28 protein-coding genes are annotated in these 25,947 nt (G+C 64.4%); 15 read left to right on the top strand and 13 right to left on the bottom strand.

Annotated elements, in window-relative coordinates; translation table 11 throughout:
* Nucleotides 1-185: 185 nt before the first annotated feature.
* Nucleotides 186-1,781, top strand: a complete 1,596-nt coding sequence (locus LQR33_RS01030; protein WP_231467054.1) for a hypothetical protein — start codon at nt 186-188, stop codon at nt 1,779-1,781.
* A 76-nt stretch (nt 1,782-1,857) separates the two neighbouring features.
* Here LQR33_RS01030 and LQR33_RS01035 read toward each other — a convergent pair whose 3' ends face one another.
* Nucleotides 1,858-2,121 (bottom strand): hypothetical protein, encoded by a 264-nt coding sequence (locus LQR33_RS01035; RefSeq protein WP_021478616.1) that lies wholly within the window; start codon nt 2,119-2,121, stop codon nt 1,858-1,860.
* A 274-nt stretch (nt 2,122-2,395) separates the two neighbouring features.
* Between LQR33_RS01035 and LQR33_RS01040 the strand changes: the two genes are divergently transcribed.
* Both LQR33_RS01040 and LQR33_RS01045 read left to right on the top strand, forming a co-directional pair.
* Entirely contained in the window at nt 2,396-3,070 is a 675-nt protein-coding gene (locus LQR33_RS01040; protein ID WP_221669010.1) for a hypothetical protein, read from the top strand.
* A 13-nt stretch (nt 3,071-3,083) separates the two neighbouring features.
* Nucleotides 3,084-3,668: a C39 family peptidase gene (locus LQR33_RS01045; RefSeq protein WP_166437975.1), complete on the top strand. Its 585-nt coding sequence runs from the start codon at nt 3,084-3,086 to the stop codon at nt 3,666-3,668.
* Between the two features lie 48 nt (nt 3,669-3,716).
* On the opposite strand, the gene miaA is transcribed toward LQR33_RS01045, so the two are convergent.
* Nucleotides 3,717-4,694, bottom strand: a complete 978-nt coding sequence (miaA, locus tag LQR33_RS01050) for a tRNA (adenosine(37)-N6)-dimethylallyltransferase MiaA (RefSeq protein ID WP_221669011.1) — start codon at nt 4,692-4,694, stop codon at nt 3,717-3,719.
* 117 nt (nt 4,695-4,811) lie between these two features.
* On the opposite strand from miaA, the gene LQR33_RS01055 reads away from it, so the two are divergent.
* The 5 genes from LQR33_RS01055 to greB all read left to right on the top strand — a co-directional run bounded on the left by LQR33_RS01055 (nt 4,812) and on the right by greB (nt 8,656).
* Nucleotides 4,812-5,327, top strand: coding sequence for a GNAT family N-acetyltransferase (locus tag LQR33_RS01055; protein WP_021478620.1), 516 nt, complete (start codon nt 4,812-4,814; stop codon nt 5,325-5,327).
* A gap of 78 nt (nt 5,328-5,405) precedes the next feature.
* A complete protein-coding gene (gene scpB, locus LQR33_RS01060; protein ID WP_021478621.1) occupies nt 5,406-6,038 on the top strand; it encodes an SMC-Scp complex subunit ScpB in 633 nt (210 codons plus the stop codon).
* 403 nt (nt 6,039-6,441) lie between these two features.
* The gene (locus tag LQR33_RS01065; RefSeq protein ID WP_231467086.1) at nt 6,442-7,518 is read left to right on the top strand and encodes a pseudouridine synthase; all 1,077 of its coding nucleotides are present in this window, start codon (nt 6,442-6,444) and stop codon (nt 7,516-7,518) included.
* An 87-nt stretch (nt 7,519-7,605) separates the two neighbouring features.
* Entirely contained in the window at nt 7,606-8,073 is a 468-nt protein-coding gene (locus LQR33_RS01070) for an NUDIX domain-containing protein (RefSeq protein WP_166437978.1), read from the top strand.
* A gap of 28 nt (nt 8,074-8,101) precedes the next feature.
* On the top strand, nt 8,102-8,656 hold the full coding sequence (gene greB / locus LQR33_RS01075) for a transcription elongation factor GreB (RefSeq protein ID WP_166437979.1): 555 nt from the start codon (nt 8,102-8,104) through the stop codon (nt 8,654-8,656).
* 70 nt (nt 8,657-8,726) lie between these two features.
* Here the strand turns inward: greB and LQR33_RS01080 are convergent, their stop codons facing one another.
* The 9 genes from LQR33_RS01080 to minC all read right to left on the bottom strand — a co-directional run bounded on the left by LQR33_RS01080 (nt 8,727) and on the right by minC (nt 17,559).
* Nucleotides 8,727-9,185, bottom strand: coding sequence for a MarR family winged helix-turn-helix transcriptional regulator (locus LQR33_RS01080; RefSeq protein WP_021478625.1), 459 nt, complete (start codon nt 9,183-9,185; stop codon nt 8,727-8,729).
* A 56-nt stretch (nt 9,186-9,241) separates the two neighbouring features.
* On the bottom strand, nt 9,242-9,874 hold the full coding sequence (locus LQR33_RS01085) for a hypothetical protein (RefSeq protein ID WP_166437980.1): 633 nt from the start codon (nt 9,872-9,874) through the stop codon (nt 9,242-9,244).
* 232 nt (nt 9,875-10,106) lie between these two features.
* On the bottom strand, nt 10,107-12,122 hold the full coding sequence (locus LQR33_RS01090) for a M3 family metallopeptidase (RefSeq protein ID WP_231467057.1): 2,016 nt from the start codon (nt 12,120-12,122) through the stop codon (nt 10,107-10,109).
* A 136-nt stretch (nt 12,123-12,258) separates the two neighbouring features.
* A complete protein-coding gene (locus LQR33_RS01095; RefSeq protein ID WP_231467059.1) occupies nt 12,259-14,283 on the bottom strand; it encodes a M3 family metallopeptidase in 2,025 nt (674 codons plus the stop codon).
* An 86-nt stretch (nt 14,284-14,369) separates the two neighbouring features.
* Nucleotides 14,370-14,546, bottom strand: a complete 177-nt coding sequence (locus LQR33_RS01100) for a VOC family protein (protein ID WP_231467061.1) — start codon at nt 14,544-14,546, stop codon at nt 14,370-14,372.
* Nucleotides 14,547-14,804: 258 nt separating this feature from the next.
* A complete protein-coding gene (locus tag LQR33_RS01105; RefSeq protein ID WP_021478630.1) occupies nt 14,805-15,743 on the bottom strand; it encodes a LysR substrate-binding domain-containing protein in 939 nt (312 codons plus the stop codon).
* 3 nt (nt 15,744-15,746) lie between these two features.
* The gene (gene minE, locus LQR33_RS01110) at nt 15,747-16,004 is read right to left on the bottom strand and encodes a cell division topological specificity factor MinE (protein WP_114059820.1); all 258 of its coding nucleotides are present in this window, start codon (nt 16,002-16,004) and stop codon (nt 15,747-15,749) included.
* A gap of 2 nt (nt 16,005-16,006) precedes the next feature.
* The gene (gene minD, locus LQR33_RS01115) at nt 16,007-16,819 is read right to left on the bottom strand and encodes a septum site-determining protein MinD (RefSeq protein ID WP_021478631.1); all 813 of its coding nucleotides are present in this window, start codon (nt 16,817-16,819) and stop codon (nt 16,007-16,009) included.
* A 20-nt stretch (nt 16,820-16,839) separates the two neighbouring features.
* Nucleotides 16,840-17,559, bottom strand: a complete 720-nt coding sequence (minC, locus tag LQR33_RS01120) for a septum site-determining protein MinC (protein WP_231467063.1) — start codon at nt 17,557-17,559, stop codon at nt 16,840-16,842.
* A gap of 410 nt (nt 17,560-17,969) precedes the next feature.
* Here minC and LQR33_RS01125 point away from each other — a divergent pair, with 410 nt between their 5' ends.
* On the top strand, nt 17,970-18,539 hold the full coding sequence (locus LQR33_RS01125) for a phasin family protein (RefSeq protein WP_021478633.1): 570 nt from the start codon (nt 17,970-17,972) through the stop codon (nt 18,537-18,539).
* Nucleotides 18,540-18,591: 52 nt separating this feature from the next.
* Here the strand turns inward: LQR33_RS01125 and LQR33_RS01130 are convergent, their stop codons facing one another.
* Together LQR33_RS01130 and ppa are read right to left on the bottom strand one after the other, a co-directional pair.
* Entirely contained in the window at nt 18,592-19,314 is a 723-nt protein-coding gene (locus LQR33_RS01130; protein ID WP_221663531.1) for a hypothetical protein, read from the bottom strand.
* 165 nt (nt 19,315-19,479) lie between these two features.
* Nucleotides 19,480-20,007, bottom strand: coding sequence for an inorganic diphosphatase (ppa, locus tag LQR33_RS01135; RefSeq protein ID WP_021478635.1), 528 nt, complete (start codon nt 20,005-20,007; stop codon nt 19,480-19,482).
* Nucleotides 20,008-20,137: 130 nt separating this feature from the next.
* On the opposite strand from ppa, the gene coq7 reads away from it, so the two are divergent.
* The 6 genes from coq7 (at nt 20,138) to frdD (ending at nt 25,761) form a co-directional block, all read left to right on the top strand.
* On the top strand, nt 20,138-20,758 hold the full coding sequence (coq7, locus tag LQR33_RS01140) for a 2-polyprenyl-3-methyl-6-methoxy-1,4-benzoquinone monooxygenase (RefSeq protein WP_221663532.1): 621 nt from the start codon (nt 20,138-20,140) through the stop codon (nt 20,756-20,758).
* 388 nt (nt 20,759-21,146) lie between these two features.
* On the top strand, nt 21,147-22,475 hold the full coding sequence (locus LQR33_RS01145; protein WP_231467065.1) for an anaerobic C4-dicarboxylate transporter: 1,329 nt from the start codon (nt 21,147-21,149) through the stop codon (nt 22,473-22,475).
* Nucleotides 22,476-22,488: 13 nt separating this feature from the next.
* Nucleotides 22,489-24,264, top strand: a complete 1,776-nt coding sequence (gene frdA, locus LQR33_RS01150; protein WP_231467068.1) for a fumarate reductase (quinol) flavoprotein subunit — start codon at nt 22,489-22,491, stop codon at nt 24,262-24,264.
* Nucleotides 24,261-25,007: a succinate dehydrogenase/fumarate reductase iron-sulfur subunit gene (locus LQR33_RS01155; RefSeq protein WP_231467070.1), complete on the top strand. Its 747-nt coding sequence runs from the start codon at nt 24,261-24,263 to the stop codon at nt 25,005-25,007. Before frdA ends, LQR33_RS01155 begins: the two co-directional genes overlap by 4 nt.
* The gene (locus tag LQR33_RS01160; RefSeq protein WP_221663534.1) at nt 25,004-25,402 is read left to right on the top strand and encodes a fumarate reductase subunit C; all 399 of its coding nucleotides are present in this window, start codon (nt 25,004-25,006) and stop codon (nt 25,400-25,402) included. Before LQR33_RS01155 ends, LQR33_RS01160 begins: the two co-directional genes overlap by 4 nt.
* Nucleotides 25,399-25,761, top strand: coding sequence for a fumarate reductase subunit FrdD (gene frdD / locus LQR33_RS01165; RefSeq protein ID WP_231467072.1), 363 nt, complete (start codon nt 25,399-25,401; stop codon nt 25,759-25,761). The genes LQR33_RS01160 and frdD overlap by 4 nt, the downstream gene beginning before the upstream one ends.
* Nucleotides 25,762-25,947: the final 186 nt, after the last annotated feature.

Genomic DNA, 25,947 nt, shown 5'->3' on the forward strand with positions numbered 1-25,947 from the left:
ATTTGATTGGGTTATGGAAACATTCCTAAGTAATTTCAATTAGTTATTTTGCAATTGAAACGTCATTTTGTCTTCGCTAGAACGGATACAGGCGCTTCATTCAGGCCGTAGGCATGAATGGGCGCCTTTTTCATATCCGGCTGTTTGATTTTCCGGCCGGGAAGACTTCCAGGGAGATAAGCACAATGTTCATCCTCAAACCGATTGCCGTCGCATCGATTCCGCTTGTCGCGTTGCTGGCCAGCGGCGCCAGCCAGGCGCAAAACGCGCTTCCCGTCGACGCGGCGCCGACCTGTACGGTGACGCCGGGCATGTTCCAGAGCTGGTTCCTGCTCGACCGGGTGACGCCCAACGGCGCGGTCACGCCGGCCAACAGCGTCAAGTTCAACCACGACACCGTCAATCCGCCGGCCAGCAACAAGACCATCAATTGCAATTTCTACCAATGGTCGCAGCGGATGTTTCTGTGGCTGACGTCCTCGCCGATGCGCATGTACGGCGGCAACGGCACGGTGATGGACTCGGTGGCGTTCTACAGCGTGCTGGATAGCGACGATGGCAAGGCGCGCTGCCTGGTCAACCGCGAACTGGGGGTGAACACCTGCGGCGGCAAGCCGGCCTCGGTGTTCAACATCAGGGTGAACAAGCCGCGCTTCGACAAGACCGATACAGTAGACAATGACAGCGCGGTCAACCAGGCTGACGGCAGCGGGCCGAAGCAGGCGGACGGCGCGGCCTTGATGGCGCAGGGCGGCAAGATGGTCTACTACACTATCCTGGTCAACGACGTGTACGCTTTTTTCGCCTCAGCCAGCGGCACCAAGAACCCCAGGCTGCGTTTTCCAACCACCCAGGCCGAGCTCGACAAGGTGCTGGCCTGGGCCAAGCAGCACCATCATCAGGTGCCGGACGCCGATGCGCTGGCGCTGGAGCTGAAGGCTTCCTGGGTGGACGCCGGCGGCTTGGACACCAACCACTACATCACCACCGTGGGCGAGATTCCGGTGTTCGATACCCGCGATCCGCAGAAATGGGTGCAAACCGGCAGCCGCCAGGCATTGCTGGCGCTGGTGGGCTTGCATGTGGTCGGCAGCGCGGCCGGGCATCCGGAAATGATCTGGGCCACCTATGAGCACGACAACAACTCGCCCAACGGCGCTTATTCCTATGTCAACGCCAGGGGCGCGACGGTGGCGGTGCAGCAGGAAGTGCCGCGCGGCATGCTGTTTTCGGCCAATGGCGCGACCGGGCCGTTCAACGTCCAGCACATGTACGTCGATCCGGATGCCAGCCCGCTGACGATCAAGGCCAGCACCGGGCAAACCATCTCGCCCAGCGATACCTTGCGCACCTTCCCCTGGGGCGTGTCCGCGGCCTTGCCGATACAGCCGGCGCAAAGCGCGGCGCAGGCCAACAGCGAGGTGATTTCGATCAACAGCAGCGTGCGCAGCCTGCTGAAGCAGGGCGACATCCGGCGCAACTATTTGTTGATCGGCGCCACCTGGACCAATGGCGGCAACGATCCCTACAACCCATTCCAGCCGGTAGGCGGCAACAACCAGCCCAATCATGTCGGCGGCAACGCGCTGGCCAATTCGACGATGGAAACCTACGTCACCCTGGGCAACAAGCTGTACAACTGCTTTTCCTGCCACAACGTCGGCAAGGCCACCAACACCAATGTCAAGGCCACGGTGGGCGTCAGCCACATCTACGAGAGCATCAAGCCGTTCACCGATCCCAAGCTGAACCAGCTGTGGGAGCGCGCTTTGACCAAGTGAGCGCGTAGCCGCGGCGCGGTCCGGACGGGCCGCGCCGTTTTTATTCCGGCATCTGGAAGGACGCCATCCGCGCGGCTCATTGCGGCGGAGGCGGCTTGCCGTTCGGCGGCGGAGGAGGATGGTCGGGCACCGCGGCCATCCGGGCCGGCATCATCTTGCACTTGCCGGTCATTTTTTCGCCGCGGGGCGTGGTGAACGACACGGCGTCGCCGGCTTGCTTGCCGTTGCAGGCCTGGAACGCCTCGTCGGGCGGCACGCGCTGGTGGTCCGGAGCGGGGGCGGCCTGGATCGATGCCGCGGCCAGCAAGGCCGACAGGAGCGGCGGAATGGCGATGCGCATGGAGCGTCTCCTGGGAAGATGTTTCACGATAGGCGGACGTTTGCATGAAGAACAAGACGACTCCTGATCTTCCGAACAGTTTTTGTCTGATTTTTTACTTTAAAAACATCATATAAGTAAATGTAATTCTTTGATTTTTTATTGAAAATTCAATGAATTGGACCTTGTCGGCAAATTTGAATCGCAGATTTTCGACCGCTAAGACTATTGGTATGCGTTTGGTATTGACGGCGCAGTGAACCGAAACCGCATTCCCAGCAAGGAGAGTCCAGCCATGCAGTCGAAATCCGCAATCATTCTGGCGGCCGCGCTCGGCCTGGCCGCCATCGCCGCGGGCTCCGCATATGCGCAACCGCTTCCCGCCCCAGGCGCGGTCCAGGAGCGGGGCATCGCCGACGCCGCCCGCCAGGGCCTGGCCGGCTTCGTCAAGCAGAACCTGGCCGAGTACGGCGTCCGCCTGCCGGATGGCTTTCCGCTTTCGGTGGCGGATGGGCGGGAACTGGCCTCGCTGCGGCTGGGCCGGGGATTTCCGGTGTACAGCGTGAATCCGCAGCGCCTGCTGGCCGCCGATGCCGACCTGAGCGGCTTGATGGCACCCACCGGCAGCTGGCGCTTCGTCGTGTTGTCCGGGGCGAGGCCGGTGGGGCTGGTGACCGTGGAGAAGATGGATGGCCGCTGGCAAGCCATCTCCTTTGGCGCGGCCGAGCTGGCCCGCAATGTCGAGGCCGCGCAAGCCGGCCACGGCGGCCAGACCCGTTTCTTGCGCGTCTACCAGGCTCAGTCCGATTTTCTGGAGGTGGCGCAGACGGACGGCAAGCCGCGATTCGCCGCGCTGATGTCGGCGCGGGAGAGGCTGTCGCTGAAGCAGCAGCCGGCGCTGCTGGACGGCGCGGACCTGATCGAACCGCTGCGCGCCGCGGTGCGCGCCGGCCTGGCTAGTTTCCGTTGAGGAGGGCGTGAACATGAACAAGCGCTTGAACGCGATGATCCTGGCCTCGGCCCTGTCGGCGTCGGCGGCGGTCGCGCTGGCGGACAGCAAGGTGCTGAATGTGCCGCTGACCACGCAGGAGCACAGCCAATGGTGCTGGGCCGGCTCCAGCAAGGCGGTGCTGGGCCTGTACAACAAGACGCCCACCCAGTGCGCGATCGTCAACTGGGCCTTCGGCATCAATTACGCCTGCGGCAATAGCAATTTCAACTGGAACAGCTATGCCAACCAGCCCAACGACATGTTCGGCAGCAACGGCAGCCTGCAGGGCATCCTGAAGAACTGGGGCGTGCCCAACACCGCGGTGTACGACTACCTGTCCTGGACCCACGTGCTGCAGGACATCCAGGCCAACCGCCCCTTCGTGATCCGTTACGGCTGGACCAATGGCGGCGGCCACTTCATCGTCGGCCGCGGCTATCAGACCGGCAGCGGCAATTACCTGTACATGATGAACCCGTGGCCGGGCGAGGGGATGACCTACGCCTCGTACAACAGCGTGGTGTCGGCCAGCGATCACGATTGGACCCACACGCTGAGGATGAGCGTCAGCCCCTGAACGGGAATGCGGATGCGAGAACGGCGGGCCGAGCCCGCCGTTTGCCGTTCAGAAACCGCCATCGTAGCGCAGCGATGCGGCCGGGGGGCGGCCGGCCAGGAAATCGTCCACCGCGTCGCCGAGCAGCGCGGCCAGACCGTCTCGTTGCGCGTCCACTGGGATCACGTCCAGGCTGCGGGTCCAGGTCAGCTGGCGCTTGGCCAGTTGGCGGGTGGCGGCGACGCCGCGCTCGACGAATTCGTCCAGGCCGTAGAGACCGTCCTGATGTTCCCAGGCCTGGCGGTAGCCGACGCAGCGCATCGAGGGCAGATTCAGCGTCAGCTCCGGATATTGCGCGCGCAGCCGGCTGACCTCGTCCAGAAAGCCTTGCTCCAGCATGATGCGGAAGCGTTCGGCGACGCGCGCGTGCAGCCAGCCGCGCTCGCGCGGCACCAGCGCCAGCGGCAGAAAGCGGAAGCCGGCGGCGGCTTCCTTGCCCTGGGCGATCAGCTCCGACATCGGCCTGCCGCTGAGCAGGCAGACTTCCAGCGCGCGGTGGATGCGTTGCGAATCGTTGGGATTGAGCCGCGCCGCGGTGGCCGGGTCCAGCTCGGCCAGGCGGGCGTGCATCGCCGGCCAGCCCAACAGCGCGGCGTCGGCGTCCAGTTCGGCGCGCAGCGCGGCGTCGGCTTGCGGCAGGTCGGACAGGCCTTCCAGCAGCGCCTTGTAATAGAGCATGGTGCCGCCCACCAGCAACGGCAGCCGGCCGCGGGCCTGTATCTCCGAGATCAGCCGGTTGGCGTCGGCGTGGAACTGCGCGGCGGAATAGCTTTGCAGCGGGCTGATGATGTCTATCAGATGGTGGGGGCAGGCGGCCATTTCCTCGGCGGAGGGCTTGGCGGTGCCGATGTCCATGCCGCGGTAGACCAGCGCCGAATCGACGCTGACGATTTCGACGGGAAAACGACGGGCCAGCTCCAGTGCCAACCCGGTCTTGCCGGAGGCGGTGGGGCCCATTAGCAGTATCGCTTGCGGGGTGTCGCTCATGGTATTGCTCGTTGCGGTCAGGGGGCGATTGTCGCATAGCCGGCGGGGACATGCGCGAAAGGCTTGACCTTGCCGCTCAGCTGTTTACGATGTGAGTATCGACCCTGGGAGGCGTCAATGAAAATCGAAGCAGCCAGCGAGCAGCATCTGTCCGTCTATCGCCGCTATTTTCAGGCTTGTCGCGATGAGGACTTCGAATACTATCGCGGCCTTCCCTGCGACGCCGATGGCTGGCTGCACAAGGTGGTGCAGCATGCCGACGGCGAGGCGCTGCCAGATGGCTGGGTGCCTTGCCAGACCTGGTTTCTGTTGAGCGACGATGGCGAGATCGCCGGGGCGGCGAGGCTGCGGGAGGGCGAGACCGCAGTGATCCAGGACGTGATCGGGCACATCGGTTTCGAAGTCCTGCCGCAGTGGCGGGGCAACGGCTATGGCCGGGTGCTGCTGCAGTACGTGCAGGCGATGGCGCCGCCGCCAGCCTGCGGCAACTGGGTGCTGGTGTGCGACGCCGACAATCAGGCGTCGGTGCGCACGATAGAGGCCTGCGGCGGCCAGCGGCTGGAAGACATGCCGCAGCCGGACGGCCGGGTGCTGAGGCGTTACAGCCTGGCGTCGTTGGGACTGATGCAATAGTTTCGCGCGCGGCGGAAGTCGTGTAGAATCCTCGGCTTCCCGCGCTTAAACCCCAGAACTCCCCGGCACCCCGGTTTAATGTCCACCATTACCGATTTAAAGTATTTGAAGATTGTGCTGGAGACGGCTTTGCTGACAGCGCAGGAACCCTTGTCGGTTTCCCAGTTGAAACGGCTGTTCACCGAGGACGTCAAGGCCGCGTTGATCAACGACATCCTGGAAGATATCCAGGGCGACTGGCGCGGCAGGGGCATAGAGCTGGTCAAGCTGGCTTCCGGCTGGCGCTTCCGCGCCCGGGCCGAATTCACGCCTTATTTGAACCGGCTCAACCCGGAAAAGCCGCCTCGCTACTCGCGGGCGGTGATGGAAACCCTGGCGATCATCGCCTACAAACAACCTGTGACCCGCGGCGACATCGAAGCGATACGTGGAGTATCGGTGTCCACCAATGTGATGCAGACCCTGCTGGAGCGGGGCTGGATCGAAGTCATCGGCCATAAGGACGTACCGGGCCGCCCCGGCCTGTACGCCACCACACGCAAATTTCTGGATGATCTGAGCTTCGTCTCGCTGAACGACCTGCCGCCGCTGGCGGAATTGGGCAGCCTGGTGGTGCCGGACAGCCAAACGCAGGACGACGGCCCCGACGCGGGCGCAGACGATCTCCCCCTCGACGATGAGGCGGACAATTTAGAGCCAGTCGCGGAATAACGCTTCCGCCAGTTGCTCGCATGGAAAGAGCAAGCACATGTCTACAAAAGGACAACGTAACCACGCGCGCCAACCGGTCGCGCGTGCCAAAGGTCATGAAACCTCGCAGCCGCGCCAGAATGCCGGCCGCAGCCAGAGCCAGTCGCGCCAGGGCCAGGGCAAGAACACCGCCGCCGGCGCCCAGCCGCGCTTCCCGCAGCAGCAAGCGCAACAAGGCCAGCAAGGCCGCCGCGGCGGTCAACAGCGCCAGGCGCGCGACGCTTACGGCAACCCCATCGCGCCGACGCAGAACGGCGTGCCGCTGTTCAAGCTGAGCCGCCGCGAGCAGGAACAGCAGGCGCTGGCCGCAGGCAACCGCAAGCCGCAGTATCAACGCGACAGCAATGGCGACGTCAACGGCAATGTGGCGCTGGACCACGAGCAGCGTTTCGGCAACAAGAACGCCGCGCGCCCGGCCGCCAATGGAAACGCCGCGAGGGGCCGAAAGCCCGCGGCCGCCCAGGCCCAGTCCGGCCAGGCTCCGGCGACGGAAGCCAAGCCGCGCGGCGACGCCAAGCCCAAGCTGCAGGTGCAGAAGGCCAAGAAACTGCGTCTGCGCAGCCCCAGCCAGGACATCAAGAACAAGGCGCAGAAGCTGAAGGAAGTGCGCGTCGATCTGAACGAGATCGAGCCGGTGCGCTTGCAGAAGGCCCTGTCCTCGTCCGGCGTCGGCTCCCGCCGCGAGATGGAAGAGTGGATCGAGGCCGGCCTGGTCACCGTAAACGGCAAGAAGGCTAGCCTGGGCGACAAGGTGGGCCCGCAGGACAAGGTGCTGGTCAAGGGCGACCAGATCAAGCTGAAGTGGCCGGACCGCCTGCCGCGCGTGATCATGTACCACAAGGAAGAGGGCGAGATCGTCACCCGCGATGATCCGGAAGGCCGCGTCACCGTGTTCGACCGTCTGCCGCAAGCCAAGTCCAGCCGCTGGGTGGCCATCGGCCGTCTGGACGTCAATACCGCCGGCCTGCTGCTGATCACCACTAGCGGCGAGCTGGCCAACCGCATGATGCACCCCAGCTTCGAAGTGGAGCGCGAGTACTCGGTGCGCGTGCTGGGCGATCTGACTCCGGAAATCATGAAGGAAATGACCAAGGGCGTGGAACTGGAAGACGGCGAAGCCCGTTTCGACCGCATTTTCCAGACCGGCGGCCAGGAAGAGTCCGCCAACCAGTGGTTCAACGTGGTGATCAAGGAAGGCCGCAACCGCGAAGTGCGCCGCATGTTCGAGCATTTCGGCCTGACCGTCAGCCGGCTGATGCGCGTGCGTTTCGGCAATATCGGTTTGCCTCCTCGCCTGAAGCGCGGCCAGTTCTATGAGCTGAACGCCGCCGAGGTCGCCGCGGTGATGAAATGGTCCAACCTGACTGTCACCGGCGGCAAGAAGACCGGCGGCCAGCGCCGCGGTTCGCCTCGCAAGCCCAAGGCCGCGCGCAGCGAGTAAGCCGGGTTTCCGCGAGAGCGGAATCCGCGTCGAAGATATGGGCGACCGCCGAGAGGCGGTTGCCCGTTTTGTTTTTCGGGAGGTTTGTTGGAAGAATTCGGTCAATGCCAAGCCGGCCTGCCCCTGCCGGCGCCGGAGAGAAAACAGCGCGCGTCCATCGTCATCATCGAGGACGGCAGGCTGCTGTTGATGCACAGGGTCAAGCCGGGCAAGGACTATTACTCGCTGCCCGGCGGCAATATCAAGCGGAGCGAGACGGCGGCGATCGCCTGCGTGCGCGAGACGCGCGAGGAAACCGGCTTGAACGTCTGGCTGGTGCCCGGCCCGCTGTGCGTGCTGGAGAGCGAGAGCCGGACCGAGCACGTGTTCGTCGCCCGCGAGCATCGCGGCATGCTGAGGCTGGGCGGCCCGGAGCTGGCCAAGCTGTCGCCGGACAATCTTTACGAATTGGTCTGGCTGGACGCCGAGGCCTTGGAGCGGGTCAAGCTGCGGCCCAAGTCGCTGCGTCCGCATTGCCTGGCTCTGCTGGAGGAGGCGGGACAGGCTGGGGCATAATGGCGCAACCCGTATCAGGATGAACGACATGAGCAAGGCGTTTACCAAAGAAGACGAGCAGCAGGACGACGACCTGCCGGCCGAGCGCCGCCTGCCGGCCTCGACCAAGAACTACATCACTCCGGTCGGCTGGCAGCGGCTGAAGGACGAGCTGTACCACCTGGTGAATCGCGAGCGTCCGGAGATGGTGCAGGTGGTGAACTGGGCGGCGAGCAACGGCGACCGCTCGGAAAACGGCGATTACTTGTACGGCAAGCGTCGGCTGCGCGAGATAGATCGCCGCATACGCTTCCTGACCAAGCGGCTGGAGATCGCCGAGGTGGTGGACCCGGAAGCGCGCGAAGCCACCGATCAGGTGTTCTTCTCCGCCACCGTGCTGATCCAACGCGGCGACGGCAACGAGCAGCGCCTGTCCATCGTCGGCGTCGACGAGATCGATCTGGCGCGCGGCCGCATCAGCTGGATCTCGCCGATCGCGCGGGCCTTGTTGAAGTCGCGCGAGGGCGACAGCGTGCTGTTCCGCGGTCCGGACGGCGACGAGGATATCGAAGTGCTGGAGGTCTGCTACGTCCGCCTGGACTGAGGCGGAACGCGGATGGAAAAATAGCGGCCCGGAATATTCCGGGCCGTTTCTGTTTGGGCGGCGGGCGGGATCAGGGCTGCATGTGCTCGGACAGCTTGCCGTTGATCATGAACCAGTCGCGGGTGGCCTTGTCGCCGCAATCGTCGAAGGCATTCTGCAGCACCCGCTGCTGCTCGCGGTGGAGGGCTTCCTCCAGCCTGAGGCCTTCCTCGCTCAGCGTCAGTTGCTTGACGCGCTTGTCGTGCGGAGCCGGCTGGCTGAGAACCAGCTCCATTTCCATCAGCTGGCGCAGCGGGATGTTGATCGCCTGCTTGGTGACGCCGAGGAAGGACAGCAGATCCTTGACCGACAGCTTGGGATAGCGCGCCACGAAGAACAGGATGCGGTGGTGGACGCGGGCCAGGCCTCGCCGGGCCAGCATTTCGTCCGGTTTGGCGGTCAACGCCTTGTACGCGTAGTAGAAAATCTCGATCGCTGCCCGGGTGTCCAGACCGGTTTCCGCCTCCTTGTTTGCAACAGACTGGCTCATGTCGTGTCCTGTTCAGGTTGATGGGCGCCGGCGGCCGCCGGCATGAATAAGAAGGTTCAGCGCTGGCGAATCACCACGTTGACGCTGGAAAGCGGGTGGGAGCTGATTTCCCCGACCGCGACCGATACCCAGGTGTCGTCCTTGTGCGCGACCAGGTAGCGGTCGGTCTTGTGATAGACGATGAAGGATGAATTCTGGGCGGTCTGCCAGAGGCTGGGGTCGTTGGCGCAGGGCTTGTCGCAGACGAAATCCAACGCGTAGCCGTTCTGGCGCAACTGGCTCTGGTAGGCGGCCCACACCTGCATCGTGCTCTGGGTGTCCGGGTGTTCGTACAGATCCTTGTAGACCTGGCCCCGCAGCAGCTCCGACTTGACGACGCGGATCGAGCCGTCGTTGTTCAGGTTGGGGCGGCTCAGGAATACTGTTTGCTCGTCCAGCTCCTTGTAGCTGTGGCGGTATTCATCCAGCTTGGCCGGCAGCGGCGAGACGACCGGCGACGGCTGGCTCAGCCGCAGTCTGGGCGTGGTGGATTGGTCGCCGGTCTGGTTGGAGCCGATGGCGCCGCCGACGCTTTTGACCGTGTCGACGGCCTGGTTGACTGAGTTGAGCACCGAGCCCAGGTCGAAGGCCTGGGCTTGGCTGCAGGACAATGCGGAAAAGGCGAGGCAGGCTGCGGCGAAGCGGCGCATGCGCGTCTCCAATGCATGGGTTGATCACGGATGCGTCAGTATCCCGGCAGCGACTGAATAGATCAATGACATTTTCATTTCCACGCCGTGGGGAGGGAGATGAGTGTTGCGGCGCGGCTGCGGGGCCGGGTTTGTTAGCGCTAATCCTGGCGTCGCGCCCTCCGGTGAGGCTGCTTCAATGGGGGGACGCTGGACTGGCGCGACGTGCCAGGCGCCAGTCCGCCAGCGCGCTCTAGCTTGCCAGTCCTCTTTTTTTCAACATGGCCTGCGCCGATGGTTCCCGTCCGCAGAAAGCCTGGAAGGTCTGCCGCGGGTCGCGGGCGTTGCCGGCGCTGTAGATGTGGCGGCGCAGCGCGTCGGCGAGCCCGGCGTCGAACAGGTCGCCGCTTTCCTCGAAGCGGGCGAAGGCTTCGGCTTCCAGCACTTCCGCCCATAAGTAGACGTAGTAGCCGGCCGCGTAGCCGCCGTTGAACAGATGGTTGAAGTGGGGAAGCGAATGGGCGAGTTCAGCCTCAGCCGGCAGGCCGTAATGCTGGCACAGCTCGGCTTCGAAGGCGGAGGGATCGTCGACGCCGTCGGCTTCCTGGTGCAGCGCCAGGTCCAGCAAGGCTGATATCGTGTAGCGAACGGTGGCGTAGCCCTGTTGGAAGTTTTGCGCGGCCAATATTTTAGCCACCAGCGCCGGCGGGATGGCCGCGCCGGTTTCCGCGTGGCGGGCGTGTCTGTCCAATATCTCCGGCACCAGCGCCCAGTTCTCCATCAGCTGCGACGGCAACTCCACGTAGTCGCGCGGCACCCTCGTGCCGGCCAGGCGTTGATAGCGCACGTTGGACAGCAGGCAGTGCAGGCCATGGCCGAATTCATGGAACAGCGTGCGCACGTCGTCGAAGCTCAGCAGTGTCGGCTCGCCCTTGGCGAAATTGGTTTTGTTGACGACGATGGGTAGCGATGTGCCGCCATGCAGGCCCTGGGCGCGGTAAATGCTGTTCCAGGCGCCGCTTTTCTTGCCGGGGCGGGCGAAATTGTCGCTGAGGAAAATGCCGATCAACTGGCCGTGGCGGCTTACTTCCCAGCTGCGGACATCGGCGTGGTAGCGAGGCAGGTCATGTCGTTCTTCGAAGCTGAGGCCAAACAAGCGGCCCGCTACATCGAACATGGCGGCCAGCATGTTTTCCAGGCTGAAATATGGCTTCACTTCCGCATCGTCCAGCGCGTAGCGCTGCAGCCGGACCTTCTCCGCCAGATAGCGCCAGTCCCAAGGCGCGATGTCTTCAGGCAGGCCTTCGCGTCTGGCGGTTTCCTGCAGCAGCGCCTTTTCCCGCGCGAACTGGCCGAGCGCGGCTTCCCAGGTCGGCTCCAGCAGCCGGTACACCGCTTGCGCCGAGCCGGCCATGCGGTCGCTCAGCGCGTAATCGGCGTAGTTGGCGTAGCCGAGCAGGCGGGCTTGTCGCTGTCGCAGCGTCAGGATGCGGCGGAGAATTGGGCGGTTATCCCGCGCAGGCTGCGAGCCGCGCCCGGTTTTGGCGTGCCAAATGGCGGCGCGAAGATCGGAGCGGCTGGAGTGAGTGAGGAAGGCGGCGGCGGAAGAGTGGGCCAGCGTTGCGGCATAGCCTTCCAGGCCGCGCTGGCGCGCGGCTTCCGCCATCGTTTCGCGCAGCGCCGCCGGCAGGCCGGCCAGCTCGGCTTCATCGCGCAGCTGCAGCGCGTACTCGGCTTCGTCGGTCAGGATGTTTTGGCCGAATTCGGTGGATAGTCGAGCCAGCTCGGCGGCGCAATCAGCGAATTCGCTTCGAGCTTTGTCTCGCAGGCAGGCGCCGGCCATCGTGAAGTCGAGATGCAGGCGTTGCAGCAGGCGGCGAGCCTCAGCGTCCAGCTCCAGCTCCACGGCCTGCTTGGCAACGGCGTCCAGGCGGGCGAACAGTTTCTCATTCAGATAGATGGCGCTGTGATGAGCTGCCAGTTTGGGCGCTAATTCGCGCTCGGCCGCTCTCAACTCGGGCGACGAGTGAGACACGCACAGGTTATGGAAAACAAGCGAAACCCGATTCAGCGGCACGGCAGCCGTTTCCAGCGCTTCCAGCGTGTTGGCGAAATCGGCTGGCTCGGCCTGATTGGCGATATCCTCCACCGCCTGGCGGTGCTCCGTCATCAGCAGTTCCAGCGCCGGCGCGAAATGCTCGGCGCGGATGAGATCGAACGGCGGCAGTTGGTGCGGCGTGCGCCAGTCTTGCAGCAGCGGGTTGCTCATGATGGTTTCTCTGTTGTTTTTGTCGGCTGGACGCGCTCGCGGCGCCTGGGATGTTTTGGGGTCAGGCGCTGGTTTGCCGTCGGCGCGGCGAGGCTGTTTGGCTGAGGCCGCCGGGCGGGGCCGGCGGCCTGTGGGCTTACAATAGCCCGCGGTTCTTCAGCATCGCCTCCGCTTGCGGATCGCGGCCGCGGAAGGCGCGGAAAGCCGCGCGCTGCTCGCGGGCGTCGCCGGCGCTGTAGATGTGGCGGTAGAGCTTGTCCGCCAGTTTCGGGTTGAACGGATCGCCGGCCTCCTCGAACGCGGCGAAGGCTTCGGCTTCCAGCACTTCCGCCCACATGTAGACGTAGTAGCCGGCGGCGTAGGCGTCGTCGGAGAAGATATGGCCGAAGTGCGGCGGGCGGTGGTTCATGCCGGCAGCCGGCGGGATGCCCAGCCGCTCGCGCTCGGCGGCCTCGAAGGCGGCGATGTCGATGCCTTCGGCGTCGTCCCGTTGGTGCAGCGCCAGGTCGATCAGCGTGGACGCCGCATAGCGCACCGTCTCGAAGCCCTGGTTGAAGTGGCGGACCGCCTTGATCTTGGCGACCAGCTCGACCGGAATGGCCGCGCCGGTTTCCGCGTGGCGGGCGTGCTTTTCCAGCACTTCCGGCACCAGCGCCCAGTTTTCCATCAGCTGCGACGGCAGCTCGACGTAGTCCCACGGACAGTTGGGGCTGGCCAGCAAGCGGTATTCGACGTCGGACAGCATGCCGTGCAGACCGTGGCCGAATTCGTGGAACAGCGTGCGCACGTCGTCGAAGCTCAGCAGCGTCTGGCCGTGGCCGGCTTTGGCGAAGTTATTGTTGTTGACGACGATGGGCAGCGCCTCGCCGCCGTTGCGGGCCTGATAGCGGTAGACGCTCATCCACGCGCCGCCGCGCTTGCTCTGGCGCGCGTAGTTGTCGCCGAGGAACAGGCCGATCACCTTGCCGCCGCGGCTGACGTCCCAGGCGCGCACGTCCGGGTGGTAGAGCTTGAGGTCGTGGCGTTCGCTGAAGCCCAGGCCGAACAGGCGGCCGGCGACGTCGAACATCGCGGCGATCATATTGTCCAGGCCGAAATAGGGTTTGATCTCGGCGTCGTCCAGCGCGTAGCGGGCGATGCGCACCTTCTCCGCCAGGTGGAACCAGTCCCAGGGCTGGATGTCGGCCAGCTCGCCAAGCTTGGCGGCCTCTTCGCGCAGCATCGCTTTTTCCGATTCGAAGCGGGCCTTGGCCGGCTCCCATACCTGGTCCATCAGCGCGTGCACCGCGGCCGGCGTGCCGGCCATGCGGTTGGCGATCGCGTAGTCGGCGAAGTTGGCATAGCCCAGCAGTTTGGCCTGCTCGACGCGCAAGGCCAGGATCTGCTTGGCCAGCGGGCGGTTGTCGCGCTCGGCGTGCTCGCCGCGGCCGGTCCAGGCGCGCCAGGCGGTTTCGCGCAGCTCGCGGCGGGCGGAGAAGGTGAGGAAGGGCACGATGGACGAGCGCGACAGCGTGATCGCCCAGCCTGGCAGCTTGCGGGCCTCGGCCGCGGCGCGGGCGGCGTCCAGCAGGAAGGGCGGCAGCCCGGCGAGATCCGCCTCGCCCAATTGCAGCGCGTACTCGCTTTCGTCGGCCAGCACGTTCTGGCTGAAGGCGGTGGTCAGCTCGGCCAGGCGGGACACGATTTCGGCGTAACGGCGGCGATCATTGCCCTGCAGCTTGGCGCCGGCGCGGACGAAATTGCGGTGGATCAGGTCCAGCAGACGGCCTTGCTCCTCGCTGAGGCCCAGGCTGTCGCGCTGGGCGTGAACCTGGTCCAGCCGGGCGAAGAAGCCCTCGTGCATGTAGATGCGGCTGTGGTGGTCGGCCAGCTTGGGCGCCATGCGGCGCTCCACTTCCTGCAGCTCGGGCGAGGTTTCTGACGAAGTCTGGTTGTCCAGCAGCAGATGGGCGCGCTCCAGCTTCAGGCCGCTGCGGTCGAAGGCCGCGGCGGTGTTGGCGAAGCTTGCCGGCTCGGCCAGCGATGCCAGCGAGTCGATCTGGGACAGGTGCTCGGCGAACAGCGCGTCGAAGGCCGGTTCGAAGTGCTCGGGGCGGATCTGCTCGAACGGGGGCAACTGGTGCGGAGTGGTCCAGTCTTGCAGCAGGGGATTGGCGTTCATGGCGCTCTTCTCGCTTTGGTTGGCGTTGAGCTCATGACCTTAGCATTGTTTCTGGTCGAAACAAACCAGGCCATGCCGACGGAATGTTACAAGTTTTGCGCGATCCGCCACAGCACGCCGGATGGATCGGTCAGCGTGAAGTCCAGCATGCGCCACGGCTGCTGCTTCAGCTCTCCCATTTCGATCCGGTATGTCTCGGCGATGCCGAGGCGTTTCAGTTCCGCATGCCAGGCGGCGGCATCTTCGACTAGCAGATGCATCATGCAGTTGGCGGCGAATTCCGGATGGCAGTAGTCCTGCAGCAGGAAGCTGCAGTCGCCATGGGCGAAGTAGGCGATGCCGTTGCCGACGAATTTCCTCTCGAAGCCGATGTCCTGATAGAAGGCCTGGGGCAGAGCGAAGTCGCGGCTGGGTATGAAGGCTTTCAGTTCGACGCTATTCAGATTCGGCGCGGCGACTCTCCTTTAGGATATGAAAAACCCGCCTCGGCGGACCGGGCGGGTTGTTGGACCATGTCGGCCTTATGCCAGCTTGGGCTCGCCTTCCAGCATGACGACGTCGGGCAGGCCGGAGCGGAACACCGCCTGCCGCAGCGTTTCTATCGCCTTCTTGCGGAAGAACTGCTTGCGGGTCACTAGCAGCACCCGGCGTTGCGGGGCGGGCGCGTCGAAGGGGACGATGGACAGCAGTGACTCGTCGCCGGCGCCGACCGATGTGGCCGGCATCACGGTGACGCCCATGCCGCTGGCCACCATGTGGCGTATGGTGTTCAGCGAGCTGCCTTGCAGCGCGCTGGCCAGATTGTTGCCATGGTTCTGCCGGCTGGACAGCTCGCTGCAGGTTTGCAGCACTTGGTCGCGGAAGCAATTGCCCTGGGTCAGCAGCAACACGCTTTCCTCGGCCAGCTGACAGGGGTCGATGACCTGCTGCTTTTCCCAGGGATGGCCCTTGGGCGTGGCGACGACGAAGGGCTCGTCGTACAGCGGCCAGGCTTCGATGCCGGTTTCCTCGAAAGGATCGGCGACGATGATGGCGTCGACCTCGCCGCGCTTGAGCATTTCCGCCAGCCGGGAGGTGTAGTTCTCCTCCAGGATCAGCGGCATGTCGGGCGCCAATATGCGCAGCGCCGGAATCAGCTTGGGCAGCAGATAGGGGCTGATCGTGAAGATCACGCCCAGCTTCAGCGGCCCGGCCAGCTCGTTCTGGTGCTCGCCGGCCAGGCGCTTGACCGCCTCGGCTTCTTCCAGCACGCGCTGGGACTGCTCGATGATGCGTTCGCCTATTTCGGTGACCGCCACTTCCTGGCCGCCGCGTTCAAACAGGGTGATGCCCAGCTCGTCTTCCAGCTTCTTGATGGCGATCGACAGCGTCGGCTGGCTGACGAAGCAGCTCTGGGCCGCGCGGCCGAAGTGGCGCTCGCGCGCCACCGCCACGATATAGCGCAGTTCGGTCAGCGTCATGGCTTAGCGTTGGTGTTCCGGCAGCACGATGTTGACCTCCAGGACTTCGTAGTCGTCCTGGCGCTCGACCTGCACCTTGATGTCTTCCAGGTTGACGGCCACGTACTTGGAGATCACTTCCATCAGCTCGCGCTGCAGCGCGGGCAGGTAGTCGGGCGCGTGGCGGCCGTTGCGCTCATGCGCGAGGATGATCTGAAGGCGTTCGCGGGCGATGGCGGCGGATTTTTGGCGCTTGCCGAAAATCATATCGATCAATGACATACTTAACCTCCGAACAGGCGCTTGAGGATGCTCACCTTGGGTGCTTCCAGGAAGCGCATCGGGCGCTCTTCGCCGAGGAAGCGCGAGATCACGTCGCCATAGGCGTCGGCGACGTCGCTGCCCTTCAGGTGGATGGCGGGGGTGCCGGAGTTGGAGGCCTGCAGCACGCTTTGCGATTCCGGGATGACGCCGATCAGCGGCACGCGCAGGATTTCCTTCACGTCATCTACAGACAGCATTTCGCCCTTGTCTACGCGGCCCGGGGAGTAGCGGGTGATCAGCAAGTGCTCCTTGACCGGCTCGCGGCCTTCCTCGGCGCGTTTGGACTTGGACGACAGGATGCCCAGGATGCGGTCGGAGTCGCGCACCGACGACACTTCCGGGTTGGTGACGATCAGCGCTTCGTCGGCGAAGTAGAGCGACATCAGCGCGCCCTTCTCGATGCCGGCGGGGGAGTCGCAGACGATGTAGTCGAAGCCGGCTTCCTCCAGCTCCTTCAGCACTTTTTCCACGCCCTCCAGCGTCAGCGCGTCCTTGTCGCGGGTTTGCGAGGCCGGGAGGATGTAGAGGTTGTCGCAGTGCTTGTCCTTGATCAGGGTCTGGTTCAGGCTGGACTCGCCGTTGACCACGTTGATCAGGTCGTACACCACGCGGCGTTCGCAACCCATGATCAGGTCCAGGTTGCGCAGGCCGACGTCGAAGTCGATCACGGCAGTCTTGTGGCCGCGCAGTGCCAGGCCGGAGGCGAAGCTCGCGCTGGTGGTGGTTTTGCCTACGCCACCCTTGCCGGATGTCACAACGATGATTTTTGCCACGGGGCTTTCCTTTGAAAGTGTTACTCGCCGAGCGCGGTCATCACCAGCCGCTCGTTCTCAAGATAGATTTGGGTCGGCTTGCCCAGAATGCTGTCCGGCAAGGCCTGTTCGATCGTGCGGTACACGCCGGCGATGGACACCAGCTCGGCCTCCATGCTGCGGGCGAAGATGCGTGCGGCGTGATTGCCGCGCGCGCCTGCCAGGGCGCGGCCGCGCAAGGGCGCATAAACGTGGATGTTGCCGTCCGCGATGACTTCGGCGCCGGCGCTGACCATCGCCAGCACCACCAGATCTCCGCCCTTGGCGTAGATCTGCTGGCCGGCGCGGACCGGACGGTCGACGATCATGGTCGCGGCGGCGGGCGACGCAACTGTTTCGACGGCCGGCTTGGCCGCCGGTTCCGCGGCGGCTTGCACCGAGCGGGGCTGGGCGGCGCTGTTGGCGAAGGCGAGGCCGAAGCGGCTGGCCATGGCGGCCAGCGCGTTGTCCGGATGGCGCAGCGCCACCGCGCGGATGCCGCGGCGGCTGAGCAGGGGCAGCAGGCGGCCCAAGTCCAGCTCGGCCGGATTGGGCAGCGCTTCCACGTCGAGGACGAAGGCCTCGGCGGGGGCGTCGCTGGTGTCGCCGAAACGCGCGTCCAGCGCCTGGCTCAGTTCGTCCAGGTTGTCGGTGCGCAGCAAGAGCGCCAGCAAGTCCAGGCTGGCGGATTTAATATCGAAGGCGTTGGCCACAGGGCTCATTGGGCTAGCTTTAATTTTGGTAGATAGATTTCTTCTATGGCGCGAGTGTACTGGCTTGGGCGCGGCCTTTCAATGGCGGCGATCCGCGGGCGGGCCGCGTCGTGGCGGAGGTCAGACACCGGCGGGCCGGCGTCGGGGCAGGGATGCGACCATGGCTGTTGCGGCGCGAAAATTTCCAGCCGGGATCTTGCCTCGGCGGACAGGTGTGGCCTTGTAATGATTATGGAATAATCGCGTGATAAAACCGTGGCGAAATAGCCATTTAGTGCATTGTGCGTTGCGTCAAATTCTTGACTGGGCGAGTTGTCCGGCGTTAAAGTGGAATTGTTGCAATGCAGCATTCGCGGAACAGCGGTGTTGTCGCTGCCGTACCGAGTCGTTGTCTATCCGACATACTAGGAGCCGATCACATGTTTACCACTACCCAGGAACTCTCCGCCCTCGGCCAGTCGCAGTTCGACAAGGCCGTTCGTCTGTCTTCCATCGTCCTGGCAGGCGCCGAGCGTTTCGCCAGCCTGCAGCTGGACCTGTCCCGCAAACTGCTGAACGACAATGCCGAAACCTTCAAGGCGCTGAGCGAAGTGAAGGACGCCAAGACGCTGGGTGAATTGCAGACCAGCCTGGCGCAGCCGGCGCTGGACCAGGCCTTCTCGGCCGCCCGCAACGTCTACGACGCCGCGCTGACCACCCAGAACGAGCTGAGCAGCTTCGTCGAAGAGCAAATCGCCGAGAACAGCAAGGCGCTGCAATCCGGCCTGGACCGCCTGTCCAAGAACGCGCCGGCCGGTTCCGACGTCGCCGTCGCCGCGTTGAAGACGCTGTTGAACACCTCCACCGCCGCGTTTGAAAGCGTGTCCAAGACCGCAAAGAAAGTGGGCGCCGAAATCGCCGAAGCCGGCGTGGAAGCCGCCACCAACTCCGCGAAGGCCGCCAGCGCCGCCGTTTCCCGCAGCAAGAAGACCACCACTAGCGCCGCCTGATCCCGCGCTCTGGTCAAGTCACTCCCGCCGACGGCATGCCGCGGCGGGTTTTTCATTTCCGGGCGTCGTCCCGGCTTTGCAGATGGGCGGCCAGTTCGTTTTGCAGCGCGGCCCAGTCGCGGCTATCCGGCAGCGCCAGCATGATGGTTCTGGCCAGGTTGGCCGCGTAATGGGCTGCGGTTTCGGGAAGAGGGGCGGAGTAGGGCGGTAGCAGGCCGACGCGCTCGGTCAGATAGGCTTCCGCCAATTGGCGCAGCTTGCCGGCAAGCATCCACTGTTTCTGCAGTATCGCTTCCCACTCCAGCGCGCGCGGCTGGCTGTCGGGTTCGGGCATGGGGGCCAGTCCGGCATGCATCAGGCCGTCGAAGGCGCGTTGGCAGAAGCGCGCGCTGTGCACGGGGCCGCTGGACAGCCAGCAGCCGGGTTGGGGCGCCAGCGCGTCGAGCGCCAGGCGGGCTGCGGTGCCGGGGGGCGGCGGGTCGCCCACCAGCAGGATGAAACCGAATTCGGCGCCTGCCGGCGCCCAGCCGCCGGCCAGCTCCACGAAGGAAAGTCCGGCGTCGCGGCAGCGGGCGGCGCGCTCCGCCAGTGCCTGGTCGCCATCGCGGCCCAGATCCAGCCAACAGTCGGCGAATTCCAGGCCCGCCCAGTCGGCGGGCAGCCGGCCGGGCTGGCCGCCTTCCGGCGCAGCCGCCAGTCCTTGCGCGGCGAGGCGGCGCAAGAACCAGGGAAGGTGGGGGGCTTGTCCCCCGATGCGGTAGGAAACGACCATCATTCGGATACCACGGACCACCATGAAGCGAGGTTGCATGGGAAGCGTGGCAGATAACGCCGGCCACGGCAAACCATTATCCCGTGGAAGATGAGTGTTGTGCAATGCAGCATGCGCCGGGCGATAAAAAAACCGGCCATGAGGCCGGTTTGTTTCGCGGGGAACGGCTTACTTGCCGAAGCGCTCGATGCCTTCGACCAGTTCGGTCTTGGCGTCTTCCAGCGTGCCCCAGCCCTGGATCTTGACCCACTTGCCCTTTTCCAGATCCTTGTAGTGCTCGAAGAAGTGCACCATCTGCGCGCGCAGCAGTTCCGGGAGGTCTTCCAGCTTCTGGATGGATTTGTACATCGGGCACAGCTTTTCGACCGGAACGGCGACCAGCTTGGCATCCACGCCGCCGTCGTCTTCCATCTTGATCAGGCCCAGCGCGCGACAGCGCACCACCACGCCCGGCGGCAGCGGGAACGGGGTCACCACCAGCACGTCGACCGGATCGCCGTCGCCGGCCAGAGTTTGCGGCACGAAGCCGTAGTTGGCCGGATACATCATGGAGGTGCCCATGAAGCGGTCAACCACCAGCGTGTTCCATTCCTTGTCGAATTCGTACTTGATCGGAGCGGCGTTGGCGGAGATTTCGATGACGACGTTGAAGTCGCCCGGCATGTCTTTGCCCGGGCCGATGCTTGCGAGGTTCATTGCGCGCAATCCTTCGTGTATTGAGTAATTAAACGGGTTTAACCGGCCGATTATATCAGCTGCTGCCTGCGCTGTGCCCGCAAGGTATAATCGGCCGTTTGACGCCATTCACGCGAGGAAGAACGCGCCGATGCTGGACAAGCTGATCACCGAACTGGACAAGGGCCTGCGCACATTGTGCGCGCCGGCGCACAGCGCCCGCGCGCATCCGGACCAGGGCGTCGACGAGGCCGATCTCTCCGCGGCCGAGAAGCGCCACGCGCTGGGGCTGATGCGAGTCAACCACTGCGGCGAAGTATGCGCGCAGGCTTTGTACCAGGGCCAGGCGCTGACCGCGCGCGATCCGTCCGCGCGCGAAGCCCTGAGGCAGGCGGCGCGGGAGGAGGTGGAGCACCTGGCCTGGACCGAGCGCCGCATCCGCGAGCTGGGCGGCCGGCCCAGCCTGCTCAATCCGCTGTGGTACACCGGCTCGCTGGCGCTGGGCGTGGCGGCCGGCGTGCTGGGCGACAAGTGGAATCTGGGTTTTCTGCAGGAAACCGAGCGCCAGGTCGGCGCCCATCTGGACAGCCATCTGAGCGCCTTGCCGCCGGATGACGCCCGAAGCCGCGCCATCGTCTGCCAGATGCGCGACGACGAGTTGCAGCACGCCGAAATGGCGCATGAGCTGGGCGCGGCGGAATTGCCCGCGCCCGTGAAGGCGGCGATGAAGCTGTCGGCCAAAGTGATGACCGGCAGCAGCTACCGTCTCTAAGAACCTGTTCAAAGTCTGCTGCGCTTCGGCGATACGGCGTTGAAAACAAGCTCAAAATGCTCATGTACCACTTGTACATTCCGCTTTTTCGCTCGTTTTCGCCTTGTCTCGCTCTTACCCGCGAGACTTTGAACAGGTTCTAAGCGCGCGTTCCAAGCGGACGCAGCATCCTGTCAGCCGGCCTTGCGCCGGCTTTTTGTTTGTTCTGCCTCAAACTTGTTCCGGATTCGCGATGCTGGATTCATATCTTGTCAACGCGCCTTCCACTTGCTTGATCAAGGTCTACCAGCCGTCTCCGCGCTTGCCCTATAAACGATCCCAATAGCAAGCGGCCGTGTCTTCGGCTTGGCTCGTACGGAGCCGGCGTGGCGGCCGCGGGGAGTGGGACATGTGGACTTTCTGGGTTGAATTCGCGCTGCTGTTGACGGCGATACTGATCGGCATCCGGCGCGGCGGCGTGGCGTTGGGAATGATAGGCGGGCTAGGTGTGGCCGTGCTGGCCTTCGTATTCCGGGTGGCACCGGCCGAGCCGCCGATCACTGTGATGCTGATCATCCTGGCGGTGGTGACGGCCTCGGCCACGCTGCAAGTGGCGGGCGGGCTGGATTTCCTGGTGCAGCAGGCGGAAAAAGTCATGCGCAAGCATCCGCAGCAGATCACCTTCCTCGCTCCCTTGTCCACCTTTCTGCTGACGATGTGCGTCGGCACCGGGCATGCGGTGTATTCGCTGCTGCCGGTGATCGCCGATGTGTCCTTGAAAACCAAGATCCGGCCGGAGCGGCCGATGGCCATGGCCAGCGTCGCCTCGCAGATGGGCATCACCGCCAGCCCGGCGGCGGCTGCCGTGACGTCCTTGCTGGCGATGACGGCAAAAAGTAGCCAGCCGCTGACGCTGTGGCAAATCGTGATGGTTACGATTCCCGCCGGTTTGATCGGTGTGCTGGCTGCGGCCTTCTGGAGCCTGAAGCGCGGCGCCGAGCTGGATCAGGACCCGGAGTACCAGGCGCGGCTGCAGGACCCGGACTTCCGCGCCTCGATCGAAAAATCCGTCACTACCTTGGACAAGACCTTGCCCGCCCACGCCAAGCCGGCGGTGGTCCTGTTCTTCTCCGGCATTTTGCTGGTGGTGCTGCTGGCGCTGTTCCCGCACTGGCTGCCGCTGGACGGCAAGGGCAAGCCGGTGCCGATGACGACGGCGGTGCAGTTCGTGATGCTGGCCTTCGGCGCCTTCATCCTCTTCCTGTCCAAGGCCAAGGCCGCCGTGATCGCCCGCTCCGAAGTATTCACCGCCGGCATGATCGCCGTGGTGTCCATCTTCGGCATCGCCTGGATGAGCGACACCTTCGTCAAGGCCAACGAGGCCTTCCTGGTCGACAACATCAAGGTGATGGTGGCCTACGCGCCGTGGACCTTCGCGCTGGCGATGTTCGCGGTGTCGGCCTTCGTCAAGAGCCAGGCCGCCACGTTGACCATCATGGTGCCGTTCGGTTTGGCGCTGGGCCTGACGCCGCATCAACTGCTTGCCATCATGCCGTCTTGCTACGCCTATTTCTTTTTCGCCTTTTATCCCAGCGACCTGGCGGCCATCAATATGGACCGCAGCGGCACCACCCGCATCGGCAAATACCTGCTCAACCACAGCTTCATGATGCCGGGGCTGATCGGGGTGGGCGTGTCGACGGCGGCGGCCTACGCATTGACGCATTTTTATTTCTGACGAGGGGGAGTCCGTGAAGACCTACCAAGCAGACGTGGTGATAGTCGGCGCCGGCGGCGCCGGATTGCGGGCGGCCATCGCTGCCGCGCAGTTCGATCCCAAGCTCAAGATCGCCCTGGTGTCCAAGGTGTATCCGATGCGCAGCCACACTGTGGCGGCGGAGGGCGGTTCGGCGGCGGTCAAGCAGGACCATGACAGCTTCGACGCCCACTTCCACGACACCGTCGCCGGCGGCGACTGGCTGTGCGAGCAGGACGTGGTGGAGTATTTCGTCCGCCAGTGCCCGCAGGAAATGGTGCAACTGGAGCATTGGGGCTGTCCTTGGAGCCGCAAGGACGACGGCAGCGTCAATGTGCGCGCCTTCGGCGGCATGAAAATAGAGCGGACCTGGTTCGCCGCCGACAAGACCGGCTTTCACATGCTGCACACCTTGTTCCAGACGTCGATCCAGTTTCCGAACATCCAGCGCTTCGACGAATACTTCTGCGCCGACCTGATCGTCGAGGACGGCCAGGCGCGCGGCGTGCTGGCCATCGAGATCGCCAGTGGCGAAAGCCTGCTGATCGAGGCCGGCGCGGTGGTGATGGCCACAGGCGGAGCGGGGCGGGTGTTTCGCGAGAACACCAATGGAGGCATCGTCACCGGCGACGGCATGGCGCTGGCCTACCGCCACGGCGTGCCGCTCAGGGACATGGAGTTTGTCCAGTACCACCCCACTTGCATGCCGCGCACCGGGCTGTTGTTCACCGAGGCCTGCCGCGGCGAGGGCGGCCTGTTGATCAACAAGGACGGCTACCGCTACCTGCAGGACTATGGACTGGGGCCGGCCGAGGACAAGCCGCGCAACAAGTTCATGGAGCTGGGCCCGCGCGACCGCCTGAGCCAGGCTTTCTGGTACGAGCAGCAGAAGGGCCGCACCGTGCAGGGACCATGGGGTTACGCCGTATACCTGGACCTGCGCCATCTGGGCCACGCCAAGCTGCGCGAGCGGCTGCCGCAGATTTGCGAGCTGGCCGAGGAATTCCTCGGCATCGATCCGGCCAAGGAACCTATCCCGGTGCGCCCGGCGGTGCACTACACCATGGGCGGCATCCTGGTGGATGGCCATTGCGCCGCGCCCATGCCCGGCCTGTACGCGGCGGGAGAGTGTTCCAGCGTCGGCATTCACGGCGCCAACCGGCTGGGCTCCAATTCGCTGGCCGAGTTGTCGGTGTTCGGCAAGGTGGCGGGCATAGAGGCCGCGCGCTTCGCCCGCGACAGCAAGCCGGCCAAGCGCGAGCGGCTGCTGAAACAGGCTGAAGCAGCGGAGGCCCGCCTGCATGCGTTGCGGGCCAAGGACGGCACGGAACGCATCGCCGATCTACGGCGCGAGATGGCGGAAACGATGGAGGCCGGCTGCGGCATCTACCGGATGGAAGACAGCATGCGCGCTACTTGCGACAAGCTGGCCGAGCTGAAGCTGCGCTTCAACAACGTCAACGTGGAAGACAAGTCCAGCGTGTGGAACAGCGACTGGCTGCTGGCCATCGAGCTGGGTTACCAGCTGGACGTGGCCGAGGCGATGGCGCACTCGGCGTTGAACCGCAAGGAGTCGCGCGGCGCGCATCAGCGGCTGGATGGCTACGAGGCGCGAGACGATGCCAACTTTCTCAAGCACAGCCACGCCATTTATCAGCCGGATGCCGGGCCGCGCATCGAGTACGGCGCAGTGAAGATCACCACGTCCCAACCCGGCGTGCGCGCTTATGGCGCGGCGGGTGTGGCCGCAGAACAAGGAGAACAGGCATGATGGACAAAACCATCCATATCGAGGTGCTGCGCTACCGGCCCGAGCAGGACAAGAAGCCGTGGCTGCAAGGCTTCGATGTGCCATACAGCGACGACATGTCGGTGCTGCAGGGCCTGCAATACATCCGGGATTATCTCGATGGCACGCTGGCCTTCCGCTGGTCCTGCCGCCAGGCCATTTGCGGCAGCTGCGGCATGATGGTGGATGGCGTGCCCAAGCTCGCTTGCAAAACCTTTCTGCGCGACTACCCCGGCAAAGTGCGCATCGAACCCTTGAACCACTTCCCGATCGAGCGCGATCTGGTGGTGGTGCTGGACGACTTCATCGAGAAACTCGAAAGCATCACGCCTTATATCGTGCCCAAGGAAGACAAGCCTTTATCCGAGGGCGAATACAAGCAGACGCCGGCGCAGATGGACTGGTATGCCCAGTTCAGCGGCTGCATCAACTGCCTGCTGTGTTACGCCGCCTGTCCGCAGTATGGCTTGAATTCCGACTTCCTTGGCCCCGGCGCCATCGCGCTGCTGCATCGCTACAACCAGGACAGCCGCGACGGCGCTTGCGGGCAGCGCATGGAGCTGCTGGCCGCGCAGGAGGGTGTGTTCAACTGCACCGCGGTAGGTTACTGCTCGGAAGTCTGCCCCAAGGCGGTGGACCCGGCCAACGCGGTCAACCTGAACAAGACCGCGGTGGCCAAGGATTATTTCCTGCGATTCGCCAGGCCGAAGGGAGCATGCAAATGAGCAAGCGCAAGCCTTATGTCCGGCCCATGGACGGCTGGTGGAAGAAGAACCCTTATTTCATCGAGTACATGATCCACGAGGGCACGGCGCTGTTCGTCGCCGCCTACGCTTTCGTGCTGCTGTGGGGCCTGTGGCGGCTGAGCCAGGGCGAGGCGGCGTGGAATGGTTTCATGGCGACGCTGCAGAGCCCGCTGGCGCTGCTGTTTCACCTGATCCTGCTTGCGATGATCGGCTACCACGGCTACACCTGGTTCAAGATCATGCCGCGCACCTTGCCGCCGGTCATCATCGGCGGCAGGCGCGTGTCCGCTGCTGCCATCACCGCCGGCGGCTTTGCCGCCACCTTGCTGGCCAGCCTGGCGCTTCTAGGCATCGTCTGGGGGATCTCGCAATGAAAAACCGGCAATTGAAGCGTTCTCATGCGCCCATCTTTTGGGGGCTGTTCGGCGCTGGCGGCATGTTGGCGGCCTTGTGCGGGCCGATGCTGGTTTTACTCACCGGCTTTGCCGCGCCGCTGGGCTGGCTGCCGGTCAAAGCCGCCAGTTACCAGGGCATGCTGGCGCTGGCGCAGAGCCTGGTGGGCAAGGCGGTGTTGTGGTGCCTGGTCAGCCTGTTGTTGTGGCATGCGGCGCACCGCATCTACCACAGCCTGCACGATGTCGGCGTCCATGGCGGCCCGCTGGCCAAGGCGCTGACCTACGGTGTGGCGGCGGCGGGCACGCTGGCGGCGCTTGGGCTGCTGGCGCGGATTTGATTAGGGCGCAAGCGGTTAAGTGGCAATGCTTAACCGACGGGGCTGGGATGGCCTGCCTACCATTCTGTGCTTATAGCGAAGCAATGTGTATTTATTTATCATTTTAAATATACTAGTGATTCCTGTTTCCGGATGGTGCCCGGGTTTTGCTGGCTGGAACGCGGACGTGGCACTGGTTGAGAGGAG

Origin of the sequence: Chromobacterium piscinae (assembly GCF_021129175.1) — a bacterium.
Classification (GTDB): Bacteria; Pseudomonadota; Gammaproteobacteria; order Burkholderiales; family Chromobacteriaceae; genus Chromobacterium; species Chromobacterium piscinae.

Excerpts from the sequence above, each read along its gene's own strand:
- LQR33_RS01040 (WP_221669010.1), top strand. The coding sequence starts at position 2,396 with ATGCAGTCGAAATCCGCAATCATTCTGGCGGCCGCGCTCGGCCTGGCC.
- LQR33_RS01095 (WP_231467059.1), bottom strand. The coding sequence starts at position 14,283 with ATGAACGCCAATCCCCTGCTGCAAGACTGGACCACTCCGCACCAGTTG.
- LQR33_RS01030 (WP_231467054.1), top strand. The coding sequence starts at position 186 with ATGTTCATCCTCAAACCGATTGCCGTCGCATCGATTCCGCTTGTCGCG.
- coq7 (WP_221663532.1), top strand. The coding sequence starts at position 20,138 with ATGCTGGACAAGCTGATCACCGAACTGGACAAGGGCCTGCGCACATTG.
- LQR33_RS01125 (WP_021478633.1), top strand. The coding sequence starts at position 17,970 with ATGTTTACCACTACCCAGGAACTCTCCGCCCTCGGCCAGTCGCAGTTC.
- greB (WP_166437979.1), top strand. The coding sequence starts at position 8,102 with ATGAGCAAGGCGTTTACCAAAGAAGACGAGCAGCAGGACGACGACCTG.
- miaA (WP_221669011.1), bottom strand. The coding sequence starts at position 4,694 with ATGAGCGACACCCCGCAAGCGATACTGCTAATGGGCCCCACCGCCTCC.
- LQR33_RS01160 (WP_221663534.1), top strand. The coding sequence starts at position 25,004 with ATGAGCAAGCGCAAGCCTTATGTCCGGCCCATGGACGGCTGGTGGAAG.
- LQR33_RS01080 (WP_021478625.1), bottom strand. The coding sequence starts at position 9,185 with ATGAGCCAGTCTGTTGCAAACAAGGAGGCGGAAACCGGTCTGGACACC.
- LQR33_RS01090 (WP_231467057.1), bottom strand. The coding sequence starts at position 12,122 with ATGAGCAACCCGCTGCTGCAAGACTGGCGCACGCCGCACCAACTGCCG.
- LQR33_RS01145 (WP_231467065.1), top strand. The coding sequence starts at position 21,147 with ATGTGGACTTTCTGGGTTGAATTCGCGCTGCTGTTGACGGCGATACTG.
- LQR33_RS01105 (WP_021478630.1), bottom strand. The coding sequence starts at position 15,743 with ATGACGCTGACCGAACTGCGCTATATCGTGGCGGTGGCGCGCGAGCGC.
- LQR33_RS01035 (WP_021478616.1), bottom strand. The coding sequence starts at position 2,121 with ATGCGCATCGCCATTCCGCCGCTCCTGTCGGCCTTGCTGGCCGCGGCA.
- minC (WP_231467063.1), bottom strand. The coding sequence starts at position 17,559 with ATGAGCCCTGTGGCCAACGCCTTCGATATTAAATCCGCCAGCCTGGAC.
- minE (WP_114059820.1), bottom strand. The coding sequence starts at position 16,004 with ATGTCATTGATCGATATGATTTTCGGCAAGCGCCAAAAATCCGCCGCC.
- LQR33_RS01155 (WP_231467070.1), top strand. The coding sequence starts at position 24,261 with ATGATGGACAAAACCATCCATATCGAGGTGCTGCGCTACCGGCCCGAG.
- LQR33_RS01085 (WP_166437980.1), bottom strand. The coding sequence starts at position 9,874 with ATGCGCCGCTTCGCCGCAGCCTGCCTCGCCTTTTCCGCATTGTCCTGC.
- frdD (WP_231467072.1), top strand. The coding sequence starts at position 25,399 with ATGAAAAACCGGCAATTGAAGCGTTCTCATGCGCCCATCTTTTGGGGG.
- LQR33_RS01100 (WP_231467061.1), bottom strand. The coding sequence starts at position 14,546 with ATGATGCATCTGCTAGTCGAAGATGCCGCCGCCTGGCATGCGGAACTG.
- LQR33_RS01055 (WP_021478620.1), top strand. The coding sequence starts at position 4,812 with ATGAAAATCGAAGCAGCCAGCGAGCAGCATCTGTCCGTCTATCGCCGC.
- LQR33_RS01045 (WP_166437975.1), top strand. The coding sequence starts at position 3,084 with ATGAACAAGCGCTTGAACGCGATGATCCTGGCCTCGGCCCTGTCGGCG.
- ppa (WP_021478635.1), bottom strand. The coding sequence starts at position 20,007 with ATGAACCTCGCAAGCATCGGCCCGGGCAAAGACATGCCGGGCGACTTC.
- scpB (WP_021478621.1), top strand. The coding sequence starts at position 5,406 with ATGTCCACCATTACCGATTTAAAGTATTTGAAGATTGTGCTGGAGACG.
- LQR33_RS01130 (WP_221663531.1), bottom strand. The coding sequence starts at position 19,314 with ATGATGGTCGTTTCCTACCGCATCGGGGGACAAGCCCCCCACCTTCCC.